Raw genomic sequence first — 18,732 nt, 5'->3', positions numbered from 1 at the left:
GTGCGCGTGTAACCAACGAGTTTTAATTTGATTACGGCCTTGGAGTTTGGCTTCGTAAAGTGCCGCATCTGCCCTGTCCATGGCTGATCTAAAGCTGTCTTGCTCTGATTGAAATGTAGTTGACTTGATGCATATTGACGCCGGATTTTTAGCGAAATATGAGCGTGAACAAACTTGGTATATTTGTATTGCTTTAGTGATGATAGTTAGTGCATTCTATAATGCTGCGTAAATTTTACCGCACCAGCAGTTGCGATCGTCAACCATTATTCTTAAAGGTAAAATATGGAACTTCCAAAATCACTTCCTTCTTCACACCAGCCTCTTCTAGAGCGTATCGTTGATGTACTTTCTTTGGATTCGAGATTTATTGGCATTGGTTGCAGTGGCTCTTTCGCTTCTGACTCGATGGATCAATATAGTGACTTAGACATTGTCATTGCCGTAGACCCGGATCATTTTCATGAGGTTATGGAGCAAAGGTTTGAAATCTTGCAACAGTTCGATGATATGTTAGCGGCTTTTACTGGAGAGCATGTCGGTGAGCCGAGATTGATCGTTTCCGTTTTTGGTGGAGATGACCTGCTCCATGTTGATTTTAAGTTTGTCGCTCTACCAGATGCGGCAAAGCGTGTCGATGATACTCAAGTGCTATGGCAACGAGGGACGGCACTGAGTGATGTTTTTGCAACAGAGCAACCGCACTACCCACAACCCAACGCCCAGTGGATAGAAGATCGCATGTGGATATGGGTACATTACGCGGCTACGAAAATTGCTCGTGGTGAATACTTTGAAACTTTGGAGTTCATATCGTTTCTTAGATTCAATGCATTATCACCTCTGGCGTTGCAGCAAGCAGGTCTCACTCCATCTGGTGTTCGCACGATAGAAAAAAGACTGCCCGACTTTGCAGAGAAGCTGATGAAAACTGTCGCGATGCCTGAGAGAAACTCTCTTATCTCTGCATTAGAGCAATGCGTTAGTATTTATCTAGAGTTGCAAGCGAATGAGCGCGTTGTAATTAATACCGCTGCGCAACATGCCTGTATCGGTTATCTAAGAGATCTAAAGTAACACTGGCGATTGGAGAAAAGTTGTCACGAGCTTCTTCCTTTATCCTGTTTGAATGGACAAGACGCGCCATTCAAATAAGTGAACCGTTATCTGTCAGTAACGGGAAGTTTAGCTTTAGTGGCTAGCAGGGCAGAAAACTGGAGAGGTATCTGCGAGCCAGTCTGAATGGTCTGGCTCGCCGAGTGTGATGAAAGGAGTGGATTAGCTAGTGTGGAAAATTTGCTCAGTTTCGAGTGAGGTCATCGCGCGGATTTGACGCCATACATAGTAGAAAATGCCCAACATCATCAACATGCTTGGAATCGCGATGATTGGGTAGCTGTACAGAGTCATCTTACCTAACTCTTCGTTAAATGCAGCGGTACCAGCGGGGCTGGTGACAATCCAAGTCGCGAGAAAGTAATTCATTGCTGAGGAAAACGCGAAAGTGCTGGCGAAGAGGTAGTTCGAAGACATCAAGCAGCGGTCAAACGCTTCCATTTTGCCATTCTCTTTTAAACGCTCGGTGATTAACTTTAGGTTCAATACTGTGTCGTTCAAAATCATTTTTTGCATCAGCGGGTAACGAGTAAAGGTTGACCCCAATACACCTAAGCCAATTAAGCCCGGAATCAAGGCTTCTTTCAGCGCCAACCAACGTGTATCAAGCTCTAATAGGCCAATACCACCTGTTAGCAATACGCTGATAAAGCCCAGCGCAGAGATAAAGTTAAATTTCTTATTACGGATAAGATCCATACCGCCATACCCGATAGGGAAAAGTAGAGCGACCACTAGGGCCATTGCGGTTCCTAGGTGTTCATCGCCACTAAACTTCATCAAGATCATCGATGGGATAAATACGTTAAAGAGGATTTCTACTAAAGGGTTCGACTTTTTGGTGGTCGTGTTATTCATAATTAGGTACTGATTCTATTATGCCGGCTGCTATTTACTTTCGAGGGTGCAGTTTTCATCGGCTAGCGCGAGATGTAAAGGATTAATACGCCGAGTTGTGTAACTAATAGTGAAATAGTTCGCGGCTTTGTAGATGTGAGATGGTCACTTTGTTCGTTGGATGAGAGGGTTAGGGTGATATAACAACGCCACTGATTAGTCAGGGGCGTTGTTGAGTTTACCTGTCAGGTAAAAGATTACTCACCGTAGAATGCGCGGCGGTAGATTTCTTTTACATCAGCAACAGTTGGTGTGCCTGGGTTTGTTAGCGTACATGGATCGTCGAACGCGTTTTGGCTCATGCGATCAAGTACGGCTAAGAACTCATCTTCTTTGATGTCGACTTCAGTCACTTCTTTCAACGTGAGTGGAATATCCAGTTTGGTGTTGAGTTCACGTAGATCATTTTCAATGCACTCAATGCCTAGGTAACGCTCTATTTCAGCGTATTTGTCTGTCGACTTTTTGTTGTACTCGATGATGTAAGGCATCAAGATGGCGTTTGTTAAGCCGTGAGTGATACCGAATTCGCCGCCAATTTTATGCGCGAGTGAGTGGACAAGGCCAAGTGATACGTTTGAGAAAGCCATTCCAGCCAGCGTTGATGCGTTATGCATGTTGTCGCGAGCAGTCATGTCGTCGCCTTGTTTGTAGGCGGTTTCGATATTTTCAAACACCAGTTTGGTCGCGCGCATTGCAAGCGGATCTGAATAGTCGTTCGCCACTGTTGAAACAAAAGCTTCTAGCGCGTGAGCCATGACATCCATACCGGTGTTTGCAGTGATGTGTGCAGGCATTTTCGCAGGTAGTGCAGGGTCAATGATCGCAACGTCAGGCACGATATGAGAAGACACAATTGGGTATTTGATGTGGTTCTCAAGGTCGGTGATGACAGAGAATGCTGTGATTTCTGATGCGGTACCACTTGTGGATGGAATCGCGACAAATTTTGCTTTAGTACGCAGAGCTGGCATTGAGCCAACAGGAATAATATCTTCAAAGCCGAGTTTTGGATGTTCATAGAAACACCACATGATCTTAGCCGCATCCAGTGCTGAACCACCACCAATAGCGATGATCCAGTCTGGTTCGAAGTCGCGCATCGCTTGAGCGCCTTTAACCACTGTTTGTACTGATGGGTTTGGCTCTACACCATCAAATACAATTGAATCGATACCCGCTTCAGCAAGGTAACCTTGAGTTTGTGCAATAAAGCCAAACTTCTTCATTGAGCTACCACCAGTAACGATAACAGCTTTACGACCCTCTAAAGACTTCAAAGCATCCATAGCATTTTCGCCGAAATAAATGCTCTCAGGGATCTTAAACATATTCATTTAGATATTCCTTCAGTCAAAATTAATAGATAACTGACTGGAATCTTAACTCTAATATGTGCTGCAAAATTGATCAGAATCATGAGCGACCAAAGCATAAAATATGTCTAACATTTGAGATGTGAATTTAGGAGAGCAGTAACATAAATCATGCAAGTTTATGTAATCTTGTTGAATTTATTCGCTTTAAATCAGAGGGTTATTTTTGTGGGTTGGGTAAGTGTTGCGAAGGATAGGGTAATTTGATTAGAGCAGTGAGACTCTCTTGGGGAAATAGAGATAAATCATAGCGGCCAGAATGTGGCCGCTATGATTTAGAAGACGCTAGGAAGCTGTAAGATACCGTGCAATAGGGCCAAACCTAGGGCGAGCAAAACTAAGCTTGCGGTTGTTAGCATTCGGGGCATGATGCGCGAGACAAAAGCGTTTTCACTATGAGAAGTTTCAATTGACTGACGTGTCCATTTTTGGCGATCGAGGCGAAACATTACAATAACCTTAAGGAATGAACCTACGACTTGCTCATACCAGAGCAGTACAACAAATAGCGGGTGGAACTGTTTTGTCATTGACGCAACGATTAAGCAGTTAATACTGCGGCCGATGATTACCCAAACAAAATATGCAGCAATCACAATAGGGCTTACTGATGCTGCGACTAGAAGGACAAAAATAGGCCCCGTTAAAGCTGTCCAGATGCTAATTCTCTGATCTAGTAAACATAACCACAAGAAAAAACCACAATGCTTTGGCCCGAGCTTTAATGCTCGTCCATTGTTACGCAGCATATTTCCATACCAACGTCGCATTAAATTGATACTAGAAGTGAAGAAATTATCCTGAGGTGGATCTTCTAAGCAATTGATGATGACATCAGGTAGATAGAGCATTTTCCACTTATTAGACAGTAGCTCGAACCAAGTGGATTTATCATCTCCTGTGAGCATTTTTACTTTGCCTGTGCGCCAATGCTCTATGGTGTCATGTTCTAGGCGATGAATAAATTCGGGGTTGATTAGAATTGAAGCTTTAAACATAGAAAAGCGTCCAGTCAAAACCATTAGCTGATGGCTTAAACTTACAGAGTTCATGTAAAAATGGCGTTGCGACATTCGCTGACGATACCATTGGGTCACTATGCCCGAGCCATTAACAAGTGCGCGGTTATGAGTTGTAATGGCACCTAAGTCACGATACTTGACCAAGAAAGGACTACATTGCTCAAATACATCGTCACACAGCAGGCTATCACCATCCATCAGCACTAATTGAGCGTCTTCCGCATAACCTTGTCGGTAGAATAAACGTAAGGCTTCAGACATGGCTACACGTTTACCCTTACCATTTTGTGGCAAGTAGTCTATGCGAATATCATGGCCTGCTCTTGCTTTCTCTATGACATCTACATCATTTGGATCCGTAATGCAGGCTGCTACACGAGAGATGGCACCGTATTTAGTCAGTTCTTCAAACAGCTTTTTATAGACCATATAGTTGATCGATGGTTTGCTGCGAAAGCTCGGTACGATGACCAATATTTCACTGATTTTTCGTGTGCCTAAAGTTAGTGCTTTTAGTTTTGGGTAGCGAATATTTTGATAGTAGATGGCTCTAATCGCATGGATTGATTTCCATGTATAGCGCCACAAACCGATAATACCTATTGTTAGCCAAAGTGCTTGTTCTTCTGTATCGCTTGGGTAATTAACTACTAGCAGGGCACATATGATCGTTATGATGGCTAATACCGCAAACCAAAATAATGCTCCGTTGTTACTACTACTTCCTTGATAGGTGGAAGAGTTTACTTGAGTCACATTAGGTTCCTTGTTAAGCGACTAAATAAACCCAAACTTATGCTCACCAATACCGGTTCTTTATAGCTAACGTTTTCAATTGGCTCGTCTGGAATAATTTTGACTAATGTGTATTGCTGCATTCTTGGCAAAGAGTCAGGTAAGCCAGAATACGTTTCACCATTTCGACTATAGACAATGGGTTGGCTCGCACTGTAGTAGCTGATTTCATCGACGGTACCGGAGCGTGAATTTGACTCACTTGCCAGTTTGAATTTTGCAGGAGCCCCTTTGTATAACTTTTTATCACTTTCTAGGTCTACAAGAGCTAAAATCCATTTTGGATTTTCACTGCGTGGGCTTAGGTGCATGATAGTTTGACCGCTGGTCACAGGGCCGTTGGTTGCGTTAACTTCGACAATATCGCAATCGCATGGAGAGTGGGTGTTCATGCTGTCAAAAATGGATGCGATTTCTGTCTCAAGCAATGTTACGTAGTTCGTTTTGTAGTTAAGGAGGTCTTCGAGTTCATTTACTGTTGGCAAGCTAGAGACATCATCTCGCGCGAGTAAACCCTCTCGGGTCATATGCTTTTGATTTTTGGTGTTACTTAGCTCTTGCTCGAGTAGCATTAATGCGCGTTTTTTCTCAAACAATTGCAATAAAGCGTCATTTTTGGTGATTTCGTCAACAACACCAATAGCATGGTTACGTTCAAAAAGCTGGTATTGTTCTTTTTGTACCTTGATTTCAGCCTTGATTGCGCGAATGCGTTTTTCTAAGCCTTGGATGTTGGCGTCTAAACGAGATGAAAAGCTAGTTAGCAAAGATTTAGCATCTCGATAGCGGTTTTTTAGGTGCTCCACCTCGAGTGATGTTGCTGCTGCTTCACTTTTCTTTTGGCGTAAGCGCTCTTGATTTGTATCAGAAGCTATTGAAAATAAAGACTGCTTGGCTTTTATGCTGTCACCTAACTGTACAGAAATATCATCTAATACCCCGGTACTTGGTGCTTGAATACGAACCACACGTTGAGCGATTGCTGCGTGCTCTGATTTTATAACGTAGAGTTTTTGGTAAACTAAATAAAGAGCAAAAAACAGCAGCGCTGCGATAACAAAAGTGATGCTAGCGAATTTACCCCAGCTAGCCATCAAACGGGCTTGCTCAAACTCGAACAGCTTACCCTTAACGCCATTCTCTAAGGCTTGATCTAGGCTTATTTTCTCTCCAGAAAGGTAGCCTCCTACGATACTCTGCAGTGTACTTTGTATATGGTCCGGCAGTTCAATAAACTGAAAACCAACTGCAAACCCTTGATCATCACAACGAACTACGCTGATTTTTACATCGACTTCAACCTTCTTTTGAGGTAGCTCAAAGCGAAGGTTAGCTTCGTTAATTTCACTGATTAACTCTGTGGCTAGAACGCACTCAGTTGGTAAGGAAAATCCTCCTAAGCTCCACTCTATTACGTCAAATTCTTTATTATTAATGATTACAGTTGCGGGAAAATCGATGCGTGGATTTTGGCGTTGGCCAGCTTTAAACGCGTCTTGATCAAGGGAAGAGGGCATACAGATCTCCGAGTACAGCACATAAATCGAGTATGTATTAATAAAAATAACGGGCAATTATGCGTATATTTGGAACTAATATCACCTATTTATTAGTTTAAATGCGACACAGTGGGAAGAATGCGTACAGGTATGTAAAAAATTAAAAGCGAAGTCAGTGACTTTGCCTTTGATGGGAAGGGAGAGGTGAAAAGCAAAGCGCAATAAGCAGCGGTGAAGGCAGCTTATCGCGCGCAGCGAGAATGGTTAGAACTCGTGAGTGTCTGAGTGGTTTTGACTGTCTGCGTTTAGTTGGTCGCAAATGCAGTTGATTTTGTAGTTGAAGTAGAGCGGTGTGAACATGAATGTCCAGAAGCCATGGAACCAGTAGAATGTGCGTGGTTGGAATTGGAACGCAACATTGAGGCGGTTACGAGCTTTGAATCCCCATACCAGCTGCATGATGGCAACGATAATAGAAAGCACGCTGTCGACCAATCCTAGTGACACATTTTCAGGAAAAATGAAAATGGATGTAAGGCCAGTTAGCAATGATATGTAGGCGAGGCCTAGCAGCAGGTCAGTGTATGCACTGCCGATGTTATTCATGCCATGAGGAAGCTGATCGATTTTACGAGTTTGAGTACGAATGTAATACGCACTGTAAACACCAAGAGTGATAATGGTTAAGGCAAGTAAACGCCAAGTACTTTGGCTGCGGAAATTTAATAGAGATTGATTGTCCATTGGGATCCTAATGACCGTGGTTGTGTGGGTAAGCAGGGGGTTAGACCCCAAATTGTGTTTGCTAAATAATGTTATATATCAGTATTTAATGGCTGCTTTATAACATTTTGCACATTCTATCTAAATAATCATTTAAGTGCATATTATAATTTTGAGACGCAGTTGAGCTTATTTTACGCGGTGTATAGAGTGATTTTTAAATTGTAAATGCGATGTATTTGCAATCGCATTTTTGCTATTCTTGGCGGAAAGTTGTTCGGTTTTAAGCCAAGAGTATGTCGTGAATGGGTGCTAAGAAGTCACTTAAAAAACTAAAGAAAAAGGTTGGAAAAGTTCAGTCTAAATCGCTTAAGCAATTGAAAGATTTAGCGGCTTCTTCACCATCTTCTACAAGTAAAGAACAGGTATCTGACTCTGCTTGGCAGGCAGAATTTAAGCAAGTCTCTCAGCAAGCTTTAGTGGATGTTGCCTCTGAATTAGCAGCGCCGCTTAATCCGGTATTGTCTTGGTTTAATGAAGGATGCTCGGTTTCTTTCCAATCGATTGGTCAGTCGTTCACACCAACCCCGCAGAACACAGGCACAAAAAAGGACGCTTTGGCGCGCCCTAATGTTCGTTCAATTGTTCATTTACCGATGAAGTCTCCGCCTTGTAAACGCTGCCCAGCGTTAAGCAATGGTGTTTGTAAATGTGCGGCGAAGAAATTGCAAAAATCGGCTTAATCTATTTCGACGGGCTTATTGAAAGTCAGTGAGTTGCCTCACTACAAGCTCATGATCACTCGGCTTACTGATGGCCCAACTAAACGGCTTAATGCCATACCTGCCATGCCTTTGGCAAACGTCTTAGTGCCACTCACAACTGCATTTTCGATAAACGACGGTTTTGCGTTACTGCGCAGCCAACCATGACTATCCAAAATCTCTAATACGCTATCGCAATCGAGTTCATTAGCATCGAAAGTAATCGCCACTGAGCCTGCGTACTTTTTGTGTTTAATGCTGATGATGGCATCAATTTGTTCGAGCTGTTCAACCAGTTCTGAAACCTCATTTTGATGCTCTTTAATGTAATCAGACCTAACTCTAAGTCTTTGATTTGTTTTGTGAATGTAAGTGTTCATAAAAAATCCAATACAAACGATAACTATTGCTATTTGCAAACAGTAGCACCCTATTTGATTGAACGCAAAGAATGTTTAACTAGCTCACATTAAAACAAGGAATAAGGTAGGGATTTAGTTGCTATCCGATATACTTTTTTTATGAAACAGCACGTTGATAAGGCCTTAAAACTCAGAACATGGGTAGTGATTGGCCATCACATACCAGGGCGCGTTCGCCTGAAATATAAATTGGGGATTGTGGCTCAGCTAGCTAAATTCAAATCTCAAGATATTGAACATGCTTTGGCGTCGATTCCCGCATTTAAGAACTACAAGCTCAACAGTGCAACGGGCAGTATTTTGATTGAATACGATGCTCAGCAAATTAATCCAGAATGGATTAACGCACTGTTTTCAGAATCAGATCAACAAGCTGAGCAAGCTTGCTACGCAATTGCTGATAGCTTGAATCTAAATGGAGCAAGTTAATGAGTGACAAACACCAACAAGGTGACACCGCCAATCCATACGCCCAAATGGGTGAGGCACCTCAAGGTGCGGATCAGCAGGTTCCACCTCATGGTGGCTTTTATGGTTATCCACCGCACATGATGCCGCCACCCCATTTTGCAGACCCTCGATTTGCCCAAGCGCAAATGGAGCAGGCGCAAGTCCCTCCACACATGGCACACATGCCACCACCTATGTGGCATCACCCAATGTGGATGCACCACCCGGCCTATTGCCACCCATCCATGATGCCGCCGCCGTATTGGCATCAACATCCCCACATGCACCCACCAACGCAAGCACAGCCAGAGGAAGAGCAACCGGATCCTCTGTTTGAGCAAGCGCAAGCCATGCTTGATGGCGCGTTAGGTGAAGAAGCAGGTATGTTTAAAGAACTATTAGGAAGTCTAGGTATGAACGATAAAGAATTTTGGAAAGGCGCTATGGTTGGCGCTGCGGCTGCGTTACTACTGAGCAATGAAAACGTGCGTGGCAAATTAATGGGTTTAGTTTCTGGCGCTGGTGACATGCTAAAAACTGGTGGTGGTGCCGTAAAAGATACAGCAACTAACACGGCACACAGCGTGAAAGAGAACGTGGCAACGGGTGGTGAAATTTTCCGTGATACTTACTCTGCTGGTAAGCAAGGTTTCCAAGAGTCTGTTGAGCGCCATCAACAAGCGAAACAAGAGCCAGCAGCAGAACAACCAGTCGCGCAAGCGGTTGAAGCTGAGCCTCAAGCGGAAGAAAAGCCTGAATGAGTAACGGCACTGACAAACTAAGCGCAGCTAGCCGAGCCATGATTGTGGGCGCGATGGCTGGTGGCGGTGCGTCGGTAGTGAGTAATTGGCATCGACACCAACAAGGTGACATCGATACCAATCAAATGGCGACTCAAGCGGCTGTATCTGCTTTAAAAGCAGGCGCAGTCAGCGGCGCATCCACTTATGTGGCAGAGAAAATGGCCGGGCGCCCAGCGCTATCACTGTTAACCATTCTCAGTGTAGGCGCAGCAGGCGTGTATTTAATGGATCAGCTTTCGGAAAACAAATCAGATGAACAACAATAATCCATATCAGGGCTACCCATATTACGGTTACCCATACAATGGCTACCAAAACGGTGCGCAGCCAAATCAAGCTGCGCAAGAGACACCATACAAAAAGCAAAACACCAAAACCCACTTTGCTATGGGCCTTGTGGCGGGTGCAGCGGTGGCTTACTTGCTAAGCAATAAGAAGTTTCAGCAAGGTGTAACGGCAACAGGTGAAAAAGCTTGGTCTACCGTGCGTGGTGAAGTGGAAGAGTTGAAAGAGCGCTTGGAAGATACTCAAGCTGAGCTGGAATACTACCGCAACCTACACAAAGGCGAAGAATGATTGGCATTCAAGTCAAACACCATTTCCCAGGCCGAATTCGCTTTAAGGTAAAAGCGCTTAAGCAATATCAAGATATCGGTGAGTGGATTAAGCAAAGCTTGATGGCGATTCAGGGTATCCGCGATGTGCGGGTTAACCTTGAAGCCTGCGCGATTGTGGTCGAGTACGACAAATCGCTGCTCAATAGTAAAACGTTAGAGCAGCGAATTGCTCAGCTCGATTTAGATCAAGCAGAGCAAAGTGACAGCGAACATCAGTTCACTCGTGGTGATATTGCCATGAACGTGATTGGTACGCTGGCGGCGGCTATGTTGCCCAATAAATGGGGCGCATTAACGACCGCAACTCTGATCGCGCCAACTTTAGTTGAAGGTATCAACGAGCTGCGCGACAAAAAAATCTCGGTTGAAGTGCTTGATGCTATCGCTGTTGGTCTGTCGGCTTGGCGCGGAGATTACCGTACTGCCATGATGACCCAAAGCTTGATAAGCCTTGGCGAATACATGGAGCAGAAAACCAGCCGTAACAGCGACCAATTGCTTGCTGATTTGATGCGCCCACAAGAATCGATTGTGTGGCAAGTGCTGCCAAATGGCGACAAACAGCAAATCAATTCGACGGAGTTAGCTGAAGGCGATGTGATTGAACTGGCTCCGGGCAGTGCGATTCCTGTTGATGGTGTGGTGCTTGATGGTGCTGCGTTGATTAACCAATCAACCTTGACCGGTGAGAACGTACCGGTGCGCCGTGAGCTTGATGCTTTGGTTTACTCAGGGACTAGCGTGCACGAAGGCACCATTAAAGTTCGAGTAGAAAAAGTCGGCAGTGAAGCAACTACCGCGAAAATCGCTAAGTTGATTTACGATTCGCTAAGCGAGAAAAGCGAGATCCAACAAGTCACCCAAGACATGGCTAATCGCCGCGTGAAGATCACGCTCGGTATTGGTGCTGCGGTATTTGCTCTAACTCAAGATATTAATCGTGTTGCATCGGTGTTCTTGGTCGATTACTCCTGTGCGTTGAAGCTCAGTACGCCAGTGACGTTTAAGTCGATCATGTATCGTGCTGCGCAGCAAGGCATCTTGCTTAAAGGCGGCAGTGCGATTGAGAAACTGGCGCAAATCGACACATGTGTGTTCGATAAAACCGGTACGCTAACCTACGGTGATATGGAAGTGACCGATGTTATCCCACTTTGCCAAACGAACAGTGCGCGTGACTTGTTAGCCATTGCGGCGTCGGTTGAAGAGCACAGCAATCATCCACTTTCTCAAGCGGTTGTGAATGCGGCGAAAAACCACCAATTGCCACATATTGAGCATGGTGAGGTGGAATATGTTATCGCTCACGGCTTGAAGAGTACCTTGAATCAACACTGTTTGGTGATGGGCAGCCGCCACTTCTTAGAAGCGCACGAACAGGTCGATTTTAGTGAGGTCGAAGAGCAAATTCGTCACTATGAGCAGCTAGGTCGCCATCTGATCTTCATCTCTTCGCAGAAGAAACTGATTGGTATGATTGGTCTTCGCGATCATCTGCGTGAGGATGTCGCTGAAACCTTAAGCCATCTACGTCAATTGGGCATCAAGCAGTTAGTGATGATCTCGGGTGATAGTGCCTACAAAGCGCATATTCTGGGCGGAGAGTTGCAGCTGGATCGCGTATTTGCCGAAGCGACGCCGAAGAGTAAATCAGCCATCATTGATGAGTTGCAGCAGCAAGGCCATAAGGTAATGTTTGTTGGTGATGGCGTGAATGATGCGCCAGCACTTACCAAAGCCGACGTTGGTGTAGCCATGTGCCGCGGTACTGAACTCGCACGGCAAGCGGCAGATGTTGTGTTGCTGCAAGATAAGCTGCACGGCGTTGCAGAGACATTCCAGCTAGCGCAAATTGCGATGGGTATGATTAATACCAATATCAAGATTGCTGAGTACGTGAACAGTGGCATCATGCTGGCGGCAGCCATGGGTATGCTAAGCCCAACCATGAGTGCGCTACTGCATAATGGTACGACGCTAGGTATTCTTGCTCGCTCGGTAGCCATTAAGAACGGTTAGTCGATCTATTTAGTGGGCTAACTTATCGGTTAGGAAAACGCTTGTTTTGTTTGTGCAAAACAGGCGTTTTTTTTGCGTTTAATTACTGATACTATCAGCTCAAACATAGTCGGGGAGCCCAGCTAATCATCTAATCCACTTGAGAAGATGACCAAGTTAGAGGCTGAGATCGCATTGCGAGACCCGTTGAACCTGATTCAGTTAGCACTGACGTAGGGAACTATAGAACACAAACCGTGCGCCTTTTCGCTCCTATTATCCAGCGATGATTCTGTGATAATCGTGCTGATGTTTATGGTTGAGTTTGTGTCACTCATCTACCCACCAGATCTCTATTCGATCTGTCTTTTCGTTGATGAGTCAGTTCCTTACCGTGCGTTAAGGAGTGACCATGTCAACACACCAGCTTTCTCAATCTACGCCAATCGTATTAACCATTGCAGGCTCAGACAGTGGTGGCGGCGCTGGGATTCAAGCGGATATTAAGGCCATTTCGGCAACAGGCAGTTTTGCTTGTTCAGCCATCACTGCGATTACTTCGCAAAACACTCTTGGTGTATCGGCAATTTTTGCCATCCCTCTCGATCACGTCGCAAGCCAATTGGATGCGGTATTTAGCGATATCAAAGTTGACGCAGTAAAAATCGGCATGTTGGCTGACAGCGACATCATTGAAGTAGTAGCGCGCAAAATCGAACAATACCAACCCAAATTCGTGGTACTAGATCCTGTGATGGTAGCGACCAGTGGCGATTTGTTGCTGAAAACAGCAGCCATCAATACGTTAAAACAGCGCCTAATTCCACTGGCGGATCTGATTACGCCAAACCTTCCTGAGGGCGCAGCCTTAACTGGGCAAGCGGTACCAAAATCTGAAGATGAAATGGGCGCAATGATTGAAGACTTGCGCCAGCTAGGAGCCAAAGCGGTGCTGTTAAAAGCGGGCCATTTAGAGCAAGACCAAAACAGCAACGATTTGTACATCACGCAAGATTCAGTCTCGCTCATTAGTGCGAAACGAGTGCTGACTAAGAATACCCACGGTACAGGTTGCACGCTCTCTTCTGCTATCGCTTCATATTTAGCTCAAGGGTATGATCTTGATTGCGCCGTGGTTCAAGGCAAAGAATATATCTCTCAAGCGATCGCCCATGCAGACAAGCTCTCAATAGGAGCAGGGCATGGCCCAGTCCATCATTTCTACGCAACGCAACAATACCTAACTCAAAGCTAGAGTGTGGCTATGACAGCGGTTCGAATTGAAATAAAGCACGCAGCACTGCGTTATCTCGATAGCGAGCAACCTGTGCTGCAAGGTTTGAATATGCACATTCAAGCGGGTAAATGGACGTGCTTATTGGGCCGAAGCGGCTGTGGAAAAACAACCTTGCTGCGTTACTTGGCCGGATTGGCAGAGCAGCAAGTGGAGTGGCACGGAGAGCTGAGTGTATCGCCAAAGTCATTGGGTACAGCGAGTCCGCTACAAGGCCAACTTGCTTATATGGCGCAGCAAGATTTACTGCTGCCATGGCTTAGTGTGTTAGATAACGTATGCCTTAATCAGCGTTTTTCTTCTGTGAGTGAGTCGGATAAACAGCGAGCGCTCACTTTGCTTGAAAAGGTTGGTCTAGCAAACGATACGGATAAGCTTCCGCAACAATTATCCGGAGGAATGCGTCAACGTGTAGCATTAGCTCGTACGCTGATGCAAGACAAACCCTTGGTACTCATGGATGAGCCATTTTCTGCGTTGGATGCCGTGACTCGCTATAAGTTGCAGTCACTGGCGGCAGAGCTATTGCGTGACAAAACGGTGATTTTAATTACCCACGATCCACAAGAAGCGATCCGATTAGCCGATCAGCTTTATGTATTACGAGGCTCGCCCGCTTCTGCTTGTCAGCTGCCAGTACCGAGTACCTTGCCGCCAAGAAACATCGATGCCGAGTGCGCCCAACTTCAGCAGCAGATCTTAGATACCTTGGAGCATGATTATGAGTAACATGACTGAGATTAATGCCGTTACTCATAAACTTGCCGCGCAGCAAACGCGGCTTAACTCAATCGCGCGAATGGTAATATCGATTGCTGTCATTTTGGGGCTGTGGCAATTGGTGGTTGTAGCCTTTGATATGCCAAGCTTTATTTTACCTGCGCCTTTGGATGTGTTGGAGCGATTAGTCGTCCGTTATGACGTCTTGCTTAAACATACTTGGGTGACGGCGCAAGAGATCCTATTAGGCTTGTTACTTGGCCTTTCTATGGGGTTACTGTTTGCGCTGCAAATGCTGTTGTTTGAACCTCTCAAACGTTGGTTGCTGCCTATTCTTATTGCTAGCCAAGCCATTCCTGTTTTTGCTATTGCACCAGTTCTGATGCTCTGGCTAGGTTATGGCATCGCTTCAAAAGTAGTGATGGCTGCCATCATCATTTTCTTCCCAGTCACGACTTGCTGCTATGACGGCTTGCGCAATACGCCTCGTGGTTATCTCGATTTGGCGCAAACCATGGGCGCAAGCAAATGGCAAAAACTGCGTCATATTCAACTGCCGGCATCATTACCTATCTTAGCCTCGGGTATTCGGGTTGCAGTGGTGATCGCGCCGATTGGCGCTGTGGTCGGTGAGTGGGTTGGCTCAAGCCAAGGGCTCGGCTATCTGATGCTACAAGCGAACGCTCGCATGATCATTGATGAGATGTTTGCTGCGCTATTTATTCTCGCACTGCTCTCCATCGCGCTCTATTTCTTTACCGATAAGTTACTAAAACGACTTATCCCATGGAGCCATTAGCGCTCCGAAAATTGCTCAACATAACGATAAAACGAAAAAAGGAACCTTCAGTGAAAAACAATAAACTACTTTCAGCAGTGGCTTTGCTTGCTTCACTTGCATCTGCTTCTGCGTTTGCCAAAGAGAAAAACATTACCTTGATGCTGGATTGGTTTGTGAATCCAAACCATGGCCCAATCGTCATCGCACAGCAGCGTGGCTACTTTGAGCAGCAAGGCCTAACGGTGGAAATTCAAGAACCAGCGGATCCAAGTACGCCACCTAAGCTAGTCGCTGCGGGTAAAGTTGATTTGGCGATTTCTTATCAACCTAGCTTAACCATTGACGTTGCCGCCGGTCTGCCACTGATCCGCTCGGCAACACTTATTGCAACACCACTAAACACCTTGATGGTGTTGGATAACGGTAAGAACGACAACCTAAGCGATCTAAAAGGCAAAAAAGTCGGTATCGCGATTGCGGGTAATGAAGAAGCCGTGATCGGCACTATGCTAGGCCAGCAAGGCGTGAAGTTCTCTGACGTAGAGATTATCAATGTCGGTTGGGCGCTATCTTCTTCTTTGGCATCAGGCAAAGTGGATGCCATATGGGGCGGCCTGCGCAACTTTGAAACCAACCAATTGGCTTTAGAAGGTTATAAAGCGAAAGCCTTCTTCCCTGAAGAACATGGCGTGCCAGCCTACGATGAGTTGGTGTTTGTTGCCAATGCTAAAACCCACGATGCAGAGGCAATCAAAGCGTTTAACCAAGCGTTAGAACAAGCAACCACTTACATTGTGAATCACCCAAAAGCGTCTTGGCAGGAGTTTGTTGCTTACTCGCCTGATACGCTGAATAACGAGTTAAACAAGCGAGCTTGGAACGATACGCTAACACGCTTTGCTCTTCGTCCATCGGCCGTTGATTTGAAGCGTTACGATGAATACGCAGAGTTCATGTACTCGCAAAAGTTAATTGAAACGCTGCCAAAAGCAGCCGACTACGTCCCAGAGTTTAATTAGTATATGAAATACCAAGATTTAATTGATGCGTGCCGCAGCGACTGGAGTGATTACACACAGCATGCGTTTGTACGCCAACTAGCGAAAGGCCGTTTGGATCAAGCGTGCTTTTTACATTATTTGAAACAGGACTTTTTGTTCTTAAAGCAGTACGCGAGGGCGTATGCTCTGGCGATATACAAGGCAAACAGTCTTCAAGATATGCGCCAAGCCCTGCCAAGTGTCCATGCTTTGCTTGATTCTGAAATTGCCCATCATGTTACCTATTGCGATCAATGGGGATTGACGGAATCAGACCTAGAAAATGAAGCGGAAGACTTTGGCACAGTGGCTTATACGCGCTATGTATTGGATGCTGGTATGACCGGGGATTTAGTTGATTTGTATGCAGCGCTTGCACCATGCTCAATCGGGTATGCCGCCATTGGTAAAGCGCTGATTGAAGACAGCGAAACCGTGCGAGAGGGCAATCCTTACGCAAGTTGGATTGAGTTGTATGGTGGAGATGAATTCCAAGCAGGCGTGGCACAGGGAACTGAGCACTTCAACCGCTTGTTGCAAGACATCGATATTAATAGCCAAAAAGGTCAGCACTTAATTCAAGTGTTTAGGACTGCCACACGTATGGAAGTGGCATTTTGGCAGCAAGGCTTTGATATCCAACGATAGTTTATTATCGCTATCGCGCCATATATTACGTTTTAGAGCCAGTGAACAGGAGTTGACTGGCTCTATATTCCACTAAGTTCATTAATAAATCATCCAAACACAGCTCCTGTGTATCGAACGGGGTGCGATCTTTCATCAAATTGACATCTTCTTGATAATTTTTCCACGTTACTTCGGCTAATATCTTGCCTCAAGCTGGTCTAGCACTCGAGTTTATCCGAGTTGAAGCTAATGAGTAGAATTTATGAAAGCACACTTCAATACGAAACGTCATGGTCTTGGCTTATTGCTGCTATTGTTGCTAGTGATCGCGCCAATGACGCTGTTGGTAAGCCATATCGAACTGCTAAGTCATGTCAGTGATTTGCAGGGCTTCTCTATGACTTTATTGACCCACTCCGCGGGCAGCAGTGGCTTTTTGGTGACTTTAGCTGTGCTATGTAGTTTGAGCTTGCTGTGCCGTATGACACCGAAAGCGCGCGTGGCGTTGATGGCGCAACTTGGCCTTATTCTGGTGATTGGCTTTGTGGCTAAGACTGGTTTGAAGCATCTGACAGAAAGCCCAAGACCTTATACTGAGTTATTGACGCATCAGTTGCTGATTCCAAACCCAAGCCACTTCTATAAGCTGAATGAAGCACAGCAGGTTAACGCGATTGAACGAATCTCAAATCATGTTAGTGAGTGGCGCACTTTACATTGGCAAGGAGAGACCGATTACTCGTTCCCGTCAGGCCATACCATATTTGTCGCGATCTGCTTGGCGTTTTTTGGCGGTTTATTTGTTGAGCATAAACGTTATGCTTTAGCTGCTGTGCTGTTTGTATGGGGTGTGGGTGTCGCTTACAGCCGATTGTGGCTAGGCATGCATCGACCAGCGGATTTAATCGGCTCAGTATTATTTGTTAGTGTGGTTTACGCGTTAGCGCCTAACTTTTATCCGCTAGTCAGTCAGCTTTGGCAAAGGCTCAAGCTCGATAGCTATTTTCCGTCGAAACCCGTCCACTAGTATTTAGTATTGTGAAATATTAGTCCCATGCGCCGATAGGAATGATCATCGGCGTGTGGCTTATTGGATCGGGCATAATTTGGCAGTTAAGGCCAAATACATCCATTACCAGTTCTGGCGTCATCAACTTCTCTGGCTCACCTTCAGTTACCTTTTTACCGTTCGCTAGTACAATCAAATGATCGGCATATCGACATGCTTGGTTAAGGTCGTGAAGCACCGCCACCACGGTTCGGCCTTCCTTTCGGTTAAGGCGCTTAAACAGATCCAACAGTTCAACTTGATGAGCGATATCTAAGTAAGTCGTCGGTTCATCCAAAAACAAAATATCGGTATTTTGCGCTAAAACCATTGCAATCCACACCCGTTGACGCTGCCCGCCAGAGAGTTGAGAGACCTGCTTTTCCGCCAGGTCTTCTACCCCAGCAGCTTGCATCGCTTCAGTCACGAAGTGTTGATCTTCTTCACTCCATTGTCGGAACAGATTCTGGTGCGGGAATCGACCTCGGGCAACCAAATCAACTACGCGGATACCATCAGGTGCTTGAGCTGTTTGAGGAAGCAGACCAATTTGCTTGGCGACTTCCTTGCTCGGGAGTTTGTGCAGTGGCTGACCATCGAAATGTATTTCACCTTTTATTGGCGTCAGTAATCGGCACAAACTGCGTAGTAGGGTTGATTTACCACATCCATTAGGGCCAATAATGACACTGAACTTACCATCAGGAATGGCAATGTCTAGCTGCTGGCATATTGGT

At 45.4% G+C, this 18,732-nt stretch carries 19 protein-coding genes, 1 pseudogene and 1 riboswitch; of the genes and pseudogenes, 13 read left to right on the top strand and 7 right to left on the bottom strand.

What is annotated here, in order from left to right; translation table 11 throughout:
* Positions 1–285 precede the first annotated feature (285 nt).
* Complete coding sequence (locus MU515_RS11070) at positions 286–1,077, top strand: oxalate:formate antiporter (RefSeq protein ID WP_260260483.1); 792 nt, start codon at positions 286–288, stop codon at positions 1,075–1,077.
* A gap of 201 nt (positions 1,078–1,278) precedes the next feature.
* Here MU515_RS11070 and MU515_RS11065 read toward each other — a convergent pair whose 3' ends face one another.
* The 5 genes from MU515_RS11065 to MU515_RS11045 all read right to left on the bottom strand — a co-directional run bounded on the left by MU515_RS11065 (position 1,279) and on the right by MU515_RS11045 (position 7,449).
* Positions 1,279–1,974 carry a VC0807 family protein gene (locus MU515_RS11065; RefSeq protein ID WP_260260482.1) on the bottom strand — a complete coding sequence of 232 codons (696 nt, stop codon included), beginning with the start codon at positions 1,972–1,974 and terminating at the stop codon, positions 1,279–1,281.
* Between the two features lie 236 nt (positions 1,975–2,210).
* Positions 2,211–3,350 (bottom strand): iron-containing alcohol dehydrogenase, encoded by a 1,140-nt coding sequence (locus MU515_RS11060; RefSeq protein WP_260260481.1) that lies wholly within the window; start codon positions 3,348–3,350, stop codon positions 2,211–2,213.
* 314 nt (positions 3,351–3,664) lie between these two features.
* Positions 3,665–5,167 (bottom strand): glycosyltransferase family 2 protein, encoded by a 1,503-nt coding sequence (locus MU515_RS11055; RefSeq protein ID WP_260260480.1) that lies wholly within the window; start codon positions 5,165–5,167, stop codon positions 3,665–3,667.
* Entirely contained in the window at positions 5,164–6,723 is a 1,560-nt protein-coding gene (locus MU515_RS11050) for a PilZ domain-containing protein (protein ID WP_260260479.1), read from the bottom strand. Before MU515_RS11050 ends, MU515_RS11055 begins: the two co-directional genes overlap by 4 nt.
* 246 nt (positions 6,724–6,969) lie before the next feature.
* Entirely contained in the window at positions 6,970–7,449 is a 480-nt protein-coding gene (locus MU515_RS11045) for a DUF4234 domain-containing protein (RefSeq protein ID WP_260260478.1), read from the bottom strand.
* A 284-nt stretch (positions 7,450–7,733) separates the two neighbouring features.
* On the opposite strand from MU515_RS11045, the gene MU515_RS11040 reads away from it, so the two are divergent.
* Positions 7,734–8,171 (top strand): hypothetical protein, encoded by a 438-nt coding sequence (locus MU515_RS11040; RefSeq protein ID WP_260260477.1) that lies wholly within the window; start codon positions 7,734–7,736, stop codon positions 8,169–8,171.
* Positions 8,172–8,212: 41 nt separating this feature from the next.
* On the opposite strand, the gene MU515_RS11035 is transcribed toward MU515_RS11040, so the two are convergent.
* Positions 8,213–8,572, bottom strand: a complete 360-nt coding sequence (locus tag MU515_RS11035; protein WP_260260476.1) for an HMA2 domain-containing protein — start codon at positions 8,570–8,572, stop codon at positions 8,213–8,215.
* A gap of 141 nt (positions 8,573–8,713) precedes the next feature.
* Here MU515_RS11035 and MU515_RS11030 point away from each other — a divergent pair, with 141 nt between their 5' ends.
* From MU515_RS11030 to MU515_RS10980, 11 genes and pseudogenes are all read left to right on the top strand, one after another.
* On the top strand, positions 8,714–9,043 hold the full coding sequence (locus tag MU515_RS11030; protein WP_260260475.1) for an HMA2 domain-containing protein: 330 nt from the start codon (positions 8,714–8,716) through the stop codon (positions 9,041–9,043).
* Positions 9,043–9,825: a YtxH domain-containing protein gene (locus MU515_RS11025; RefSeq protein ID WP_260260474.1), complete on the top strand. Its 783-nt coding sequence runs from the start codon at positions 9,043–9,045 to the stop codon at positions 9,823–9,825. The genes MU515_RS11030 and MU515_RS11025 overlap by 1 nt, the downstream gene beginning before the upstream one ends.
* On the top strand, positions 9,822–10,133 hold the full coding sequence (locus MU515_RS11020; protein ID WP_260260473.1) for a magnetosome protein MamC family protein: 312 nt from the start codon (positions 9,822–9,824) through the stop codon (positions 10,131–10,133). Before MU515_RS11025 ends, MU515_RS11020 begins: the two co-directional genes overlap by 4 nt.
* Positions 10,120–10,443, top strand: a complete 324-nt coding sequence (locus tag MU515_RS11015; RefSeq protein ID WP_260260472.1) for a YtxH domain-containing protein — start codon at positions 10,120–10,122, stop codon at positions 10,441–10,443. The genes MU515_RS11020 and MU515_RS11015 overlap by 14 nt, the downstream gene beginning before the upstream one ends.
* Entirely contained in the window at positions 10,440–12,503 is a 2,064-nt protein-coding gene (locus MU515_RS11010; protein ID WP_260260471.1) for a heavy metal translocating P-type ATPase, read from the top strand. Before MU515_RS11015 ends, MU515_RS11010 begins: the two co-directional genes overlap by 4 nt.
* 100 nt (positions 12,504–12,603) lie before the next feature.
* A riboswitch (TPP riboswitch) is annotated at positions 12,604–12,739 on the top strand.
* Positions 12,740–12,894: 155 nt separating this feature from the next.
* A complete protein-coding gene (gene thiD / locus MU515_RS11005) occupies positions 12,895–13,737 on the top strand; it encodes a bifunctional hydroxymethylpyrimidine kinase/phosphomethylpyrimidine kinase (protein WP_260260470.1) in 843 nt (280 codons plus the stop codon).
* Positions 13,738–13,740: 3 nt separating this feature from the next.
* Positions 13,741–14,505 carry an ABC transporter ATP-binding protein gene (locus MU515_RS11000; protein WP_260260469.1) on the top strand — a complete coding sequence of 255 codons (765 nt, stop codon included), beginning with the start codon at positions 13,741–13,743 and terminating at the stop codon, positions 14,503–14,505.
* Between the two features lie 67 nt (positions 14,506–14,572).
* A pseudogene (locus MU515_RS10995) lies at positions 14,573–15,295 on the top strand (ABC transporter permease); the annotation flags it as partial.
* A 50-nt stretch (positions 15,296–15,345) separates the two neighbouring features.
* A complete protein-coding gene (locus tag MU515_RS10990) occupies positions 15,346–16,296 on the top strand; it encodes an ABC transporter substrate-binding protein (protein ID WP_260260467.1) in 951 nt (316 codons plus the stop codon).
* Positions 16,297–16,299: 3 nt separating this feature from the next.
* A complete protein-coding gene (tenA, locus tag MU515_RS10985) occupies positions 16,300–16,965 on the top strand; it encodes a thiaminase II (protein WP_260260466.1) in 666 nt (221 codons plus the stop codon).
* Between the two features lie 244 nt (positions 16,966–17,209).
* Positions 17,210–17,974: a phosphatase PAP2 family protein gene (locus tag MU515_RS10980; protein ID WP_260260465.1), complete on the top strand. Its 765-nt coding sequence runs from the start codon at positions 17,210–17,212 to the stop codon at positions 17,972–17,974.
* 19 nt (positions 17,975–17,993) lie between these two features.
* On the opposite strand, the gene MU515_RS10975 is transcribed toward MU515_RS10980, so the two are convergent.
* On the bottom strand, positions 17,994–18,728 hold the full coding sequence (locus MU515_RS10975) for an ABC transporter ATP-binding protein (RefSeq protein ID WP_260260557.1): 735 nt from the start codon (positions 18,726–18,728) through the stop codon (positions 17,994–17,996).
* Positions 18,729–18,732 lie beyond the last annotated feature (4 nt).

The organism is Vibrio intestinalis (assembly GCF_025195085.2).
In the GTDB taxonomy this organism is placed as follows: Bacteria; Pseudomonadota; Gammaproteobacteria; order Enterobacterales; family Vibrionaceae; genus Vibrio; species Vibrio intestinalis.
This window is presented reverse-complemented; position numbering and strand designations above follow the sequence as displayed.

What these genes read in the sequence shown, in the direction of transcription:
- MU515_RS11070 (WP_260260483.1), top strand. Translation starts at nt 286, where the DNA reads ATGGAACTTCCAAAATCACTTCCTTCTTCACACCAGCCTCTTCTAGAG.
- MU515_RS11065 (WP_260260482.1), bottom strand. Translation starts at nt 1,974, where the DNA reads ATGAATAACACGACCACCAAAAAGTCGAACCCTTTAGTAGAAATCCTC.
- MU515_RS11060 (WP_260260481.1), bottom strand. Translation starts at nt 3,350, where the DNA reads ATGAATATGTTTAAGATCCCTGAGAGCATTTATTTCGGCGAAAATGCT.
- MU515_RS11050 (WP_260260479.1), bottom strand. Translation starts at nt 6,723, where the DNA reads ATGCCCTCTTCCCTTGATCAAGACGCGTTTAAAGCTGGCCAACGCCAA.
- MU515_RS11045 (WP_260260478.1), bottom strand. Translation starts at nt 7,449, where the DNA reads ATGGACAATCAATCTCTATTAAATTTCCGCAGCCAAAGTACTTGGCGT.
- MU515_RS11040 (WP_260260477.1), top strand. Translation starts at nt 7,734, where the DNA reads ATGGGTGCTAAGAAGTCACTTAAAAAACTAAAGAAAAAGGTTGGAAAA.
- MU515_RS11035 (WP_260260476.1), bottom strand. Translation starts at nt 8,572, where the DNA reads ATGAACACTTACATTCACAAAACAAATCAAAGACTTAGAGTTAGGTCT.
- MU515_RS11030 (WP_260260475.1), top strand. Translation starts at nt 8,714, where the DNA reads ATGAAACAGCACGTTGATAAGGCCTTAAAACTCAGAACATGGGTAGTG.
- MU515_RS11025 (WP_260260474.1), top strand. Translation starts at nt 9,043, where the DNA reads ATGAGTGACAAACACCAACAAGGTGACACCGCCAATCCATACGCCCAA.
- MU515_RS11020 (WP_260260473.1), top strand. Translation starts at nt 9,822, where the DNA reads ATGAGTAACGGCACTGACAAACTAAGCGCAGCTAGCCGAGCCATGATT.
- MU515_RS11015 (WP_260260472.1), top strand. Translation starts at nt 10,120, where the DNA reads ATGAACAACAATAATCCATATCAGGGCTACCCATATTACGGTTACCCA.
- MU515_RS11010 (WP_260260471.1), top strand. Translation starts at nt 10,440, where the DNA reads ATGATTGGCATTCAAGTCAAACACCATTTCCCAGGCCGAATTCGCTTT.
- thiD (WP_260260470.1), top strand. Translation starts at nt 12,895, where the DNA reads ATGTCAACACACCAGCTTTCTCAATCTACGCCAATCGTATTAACCATT.
- tenA (WP_260260466.1), top strand. Translation starts at nt 16,300, where the DNA reads ATGAAATACCAAGATTTAATTGATGCGTGCCGCAGCGACTGGAGTGAT.
- MU515_RS10980 (WP_260260465.1), top strand. Translation starts at nt 17,210, where the DNA reads ATGAAAGCACACTTCAATACGAAACGTCATGGTCTTGGCTTATTGCTG.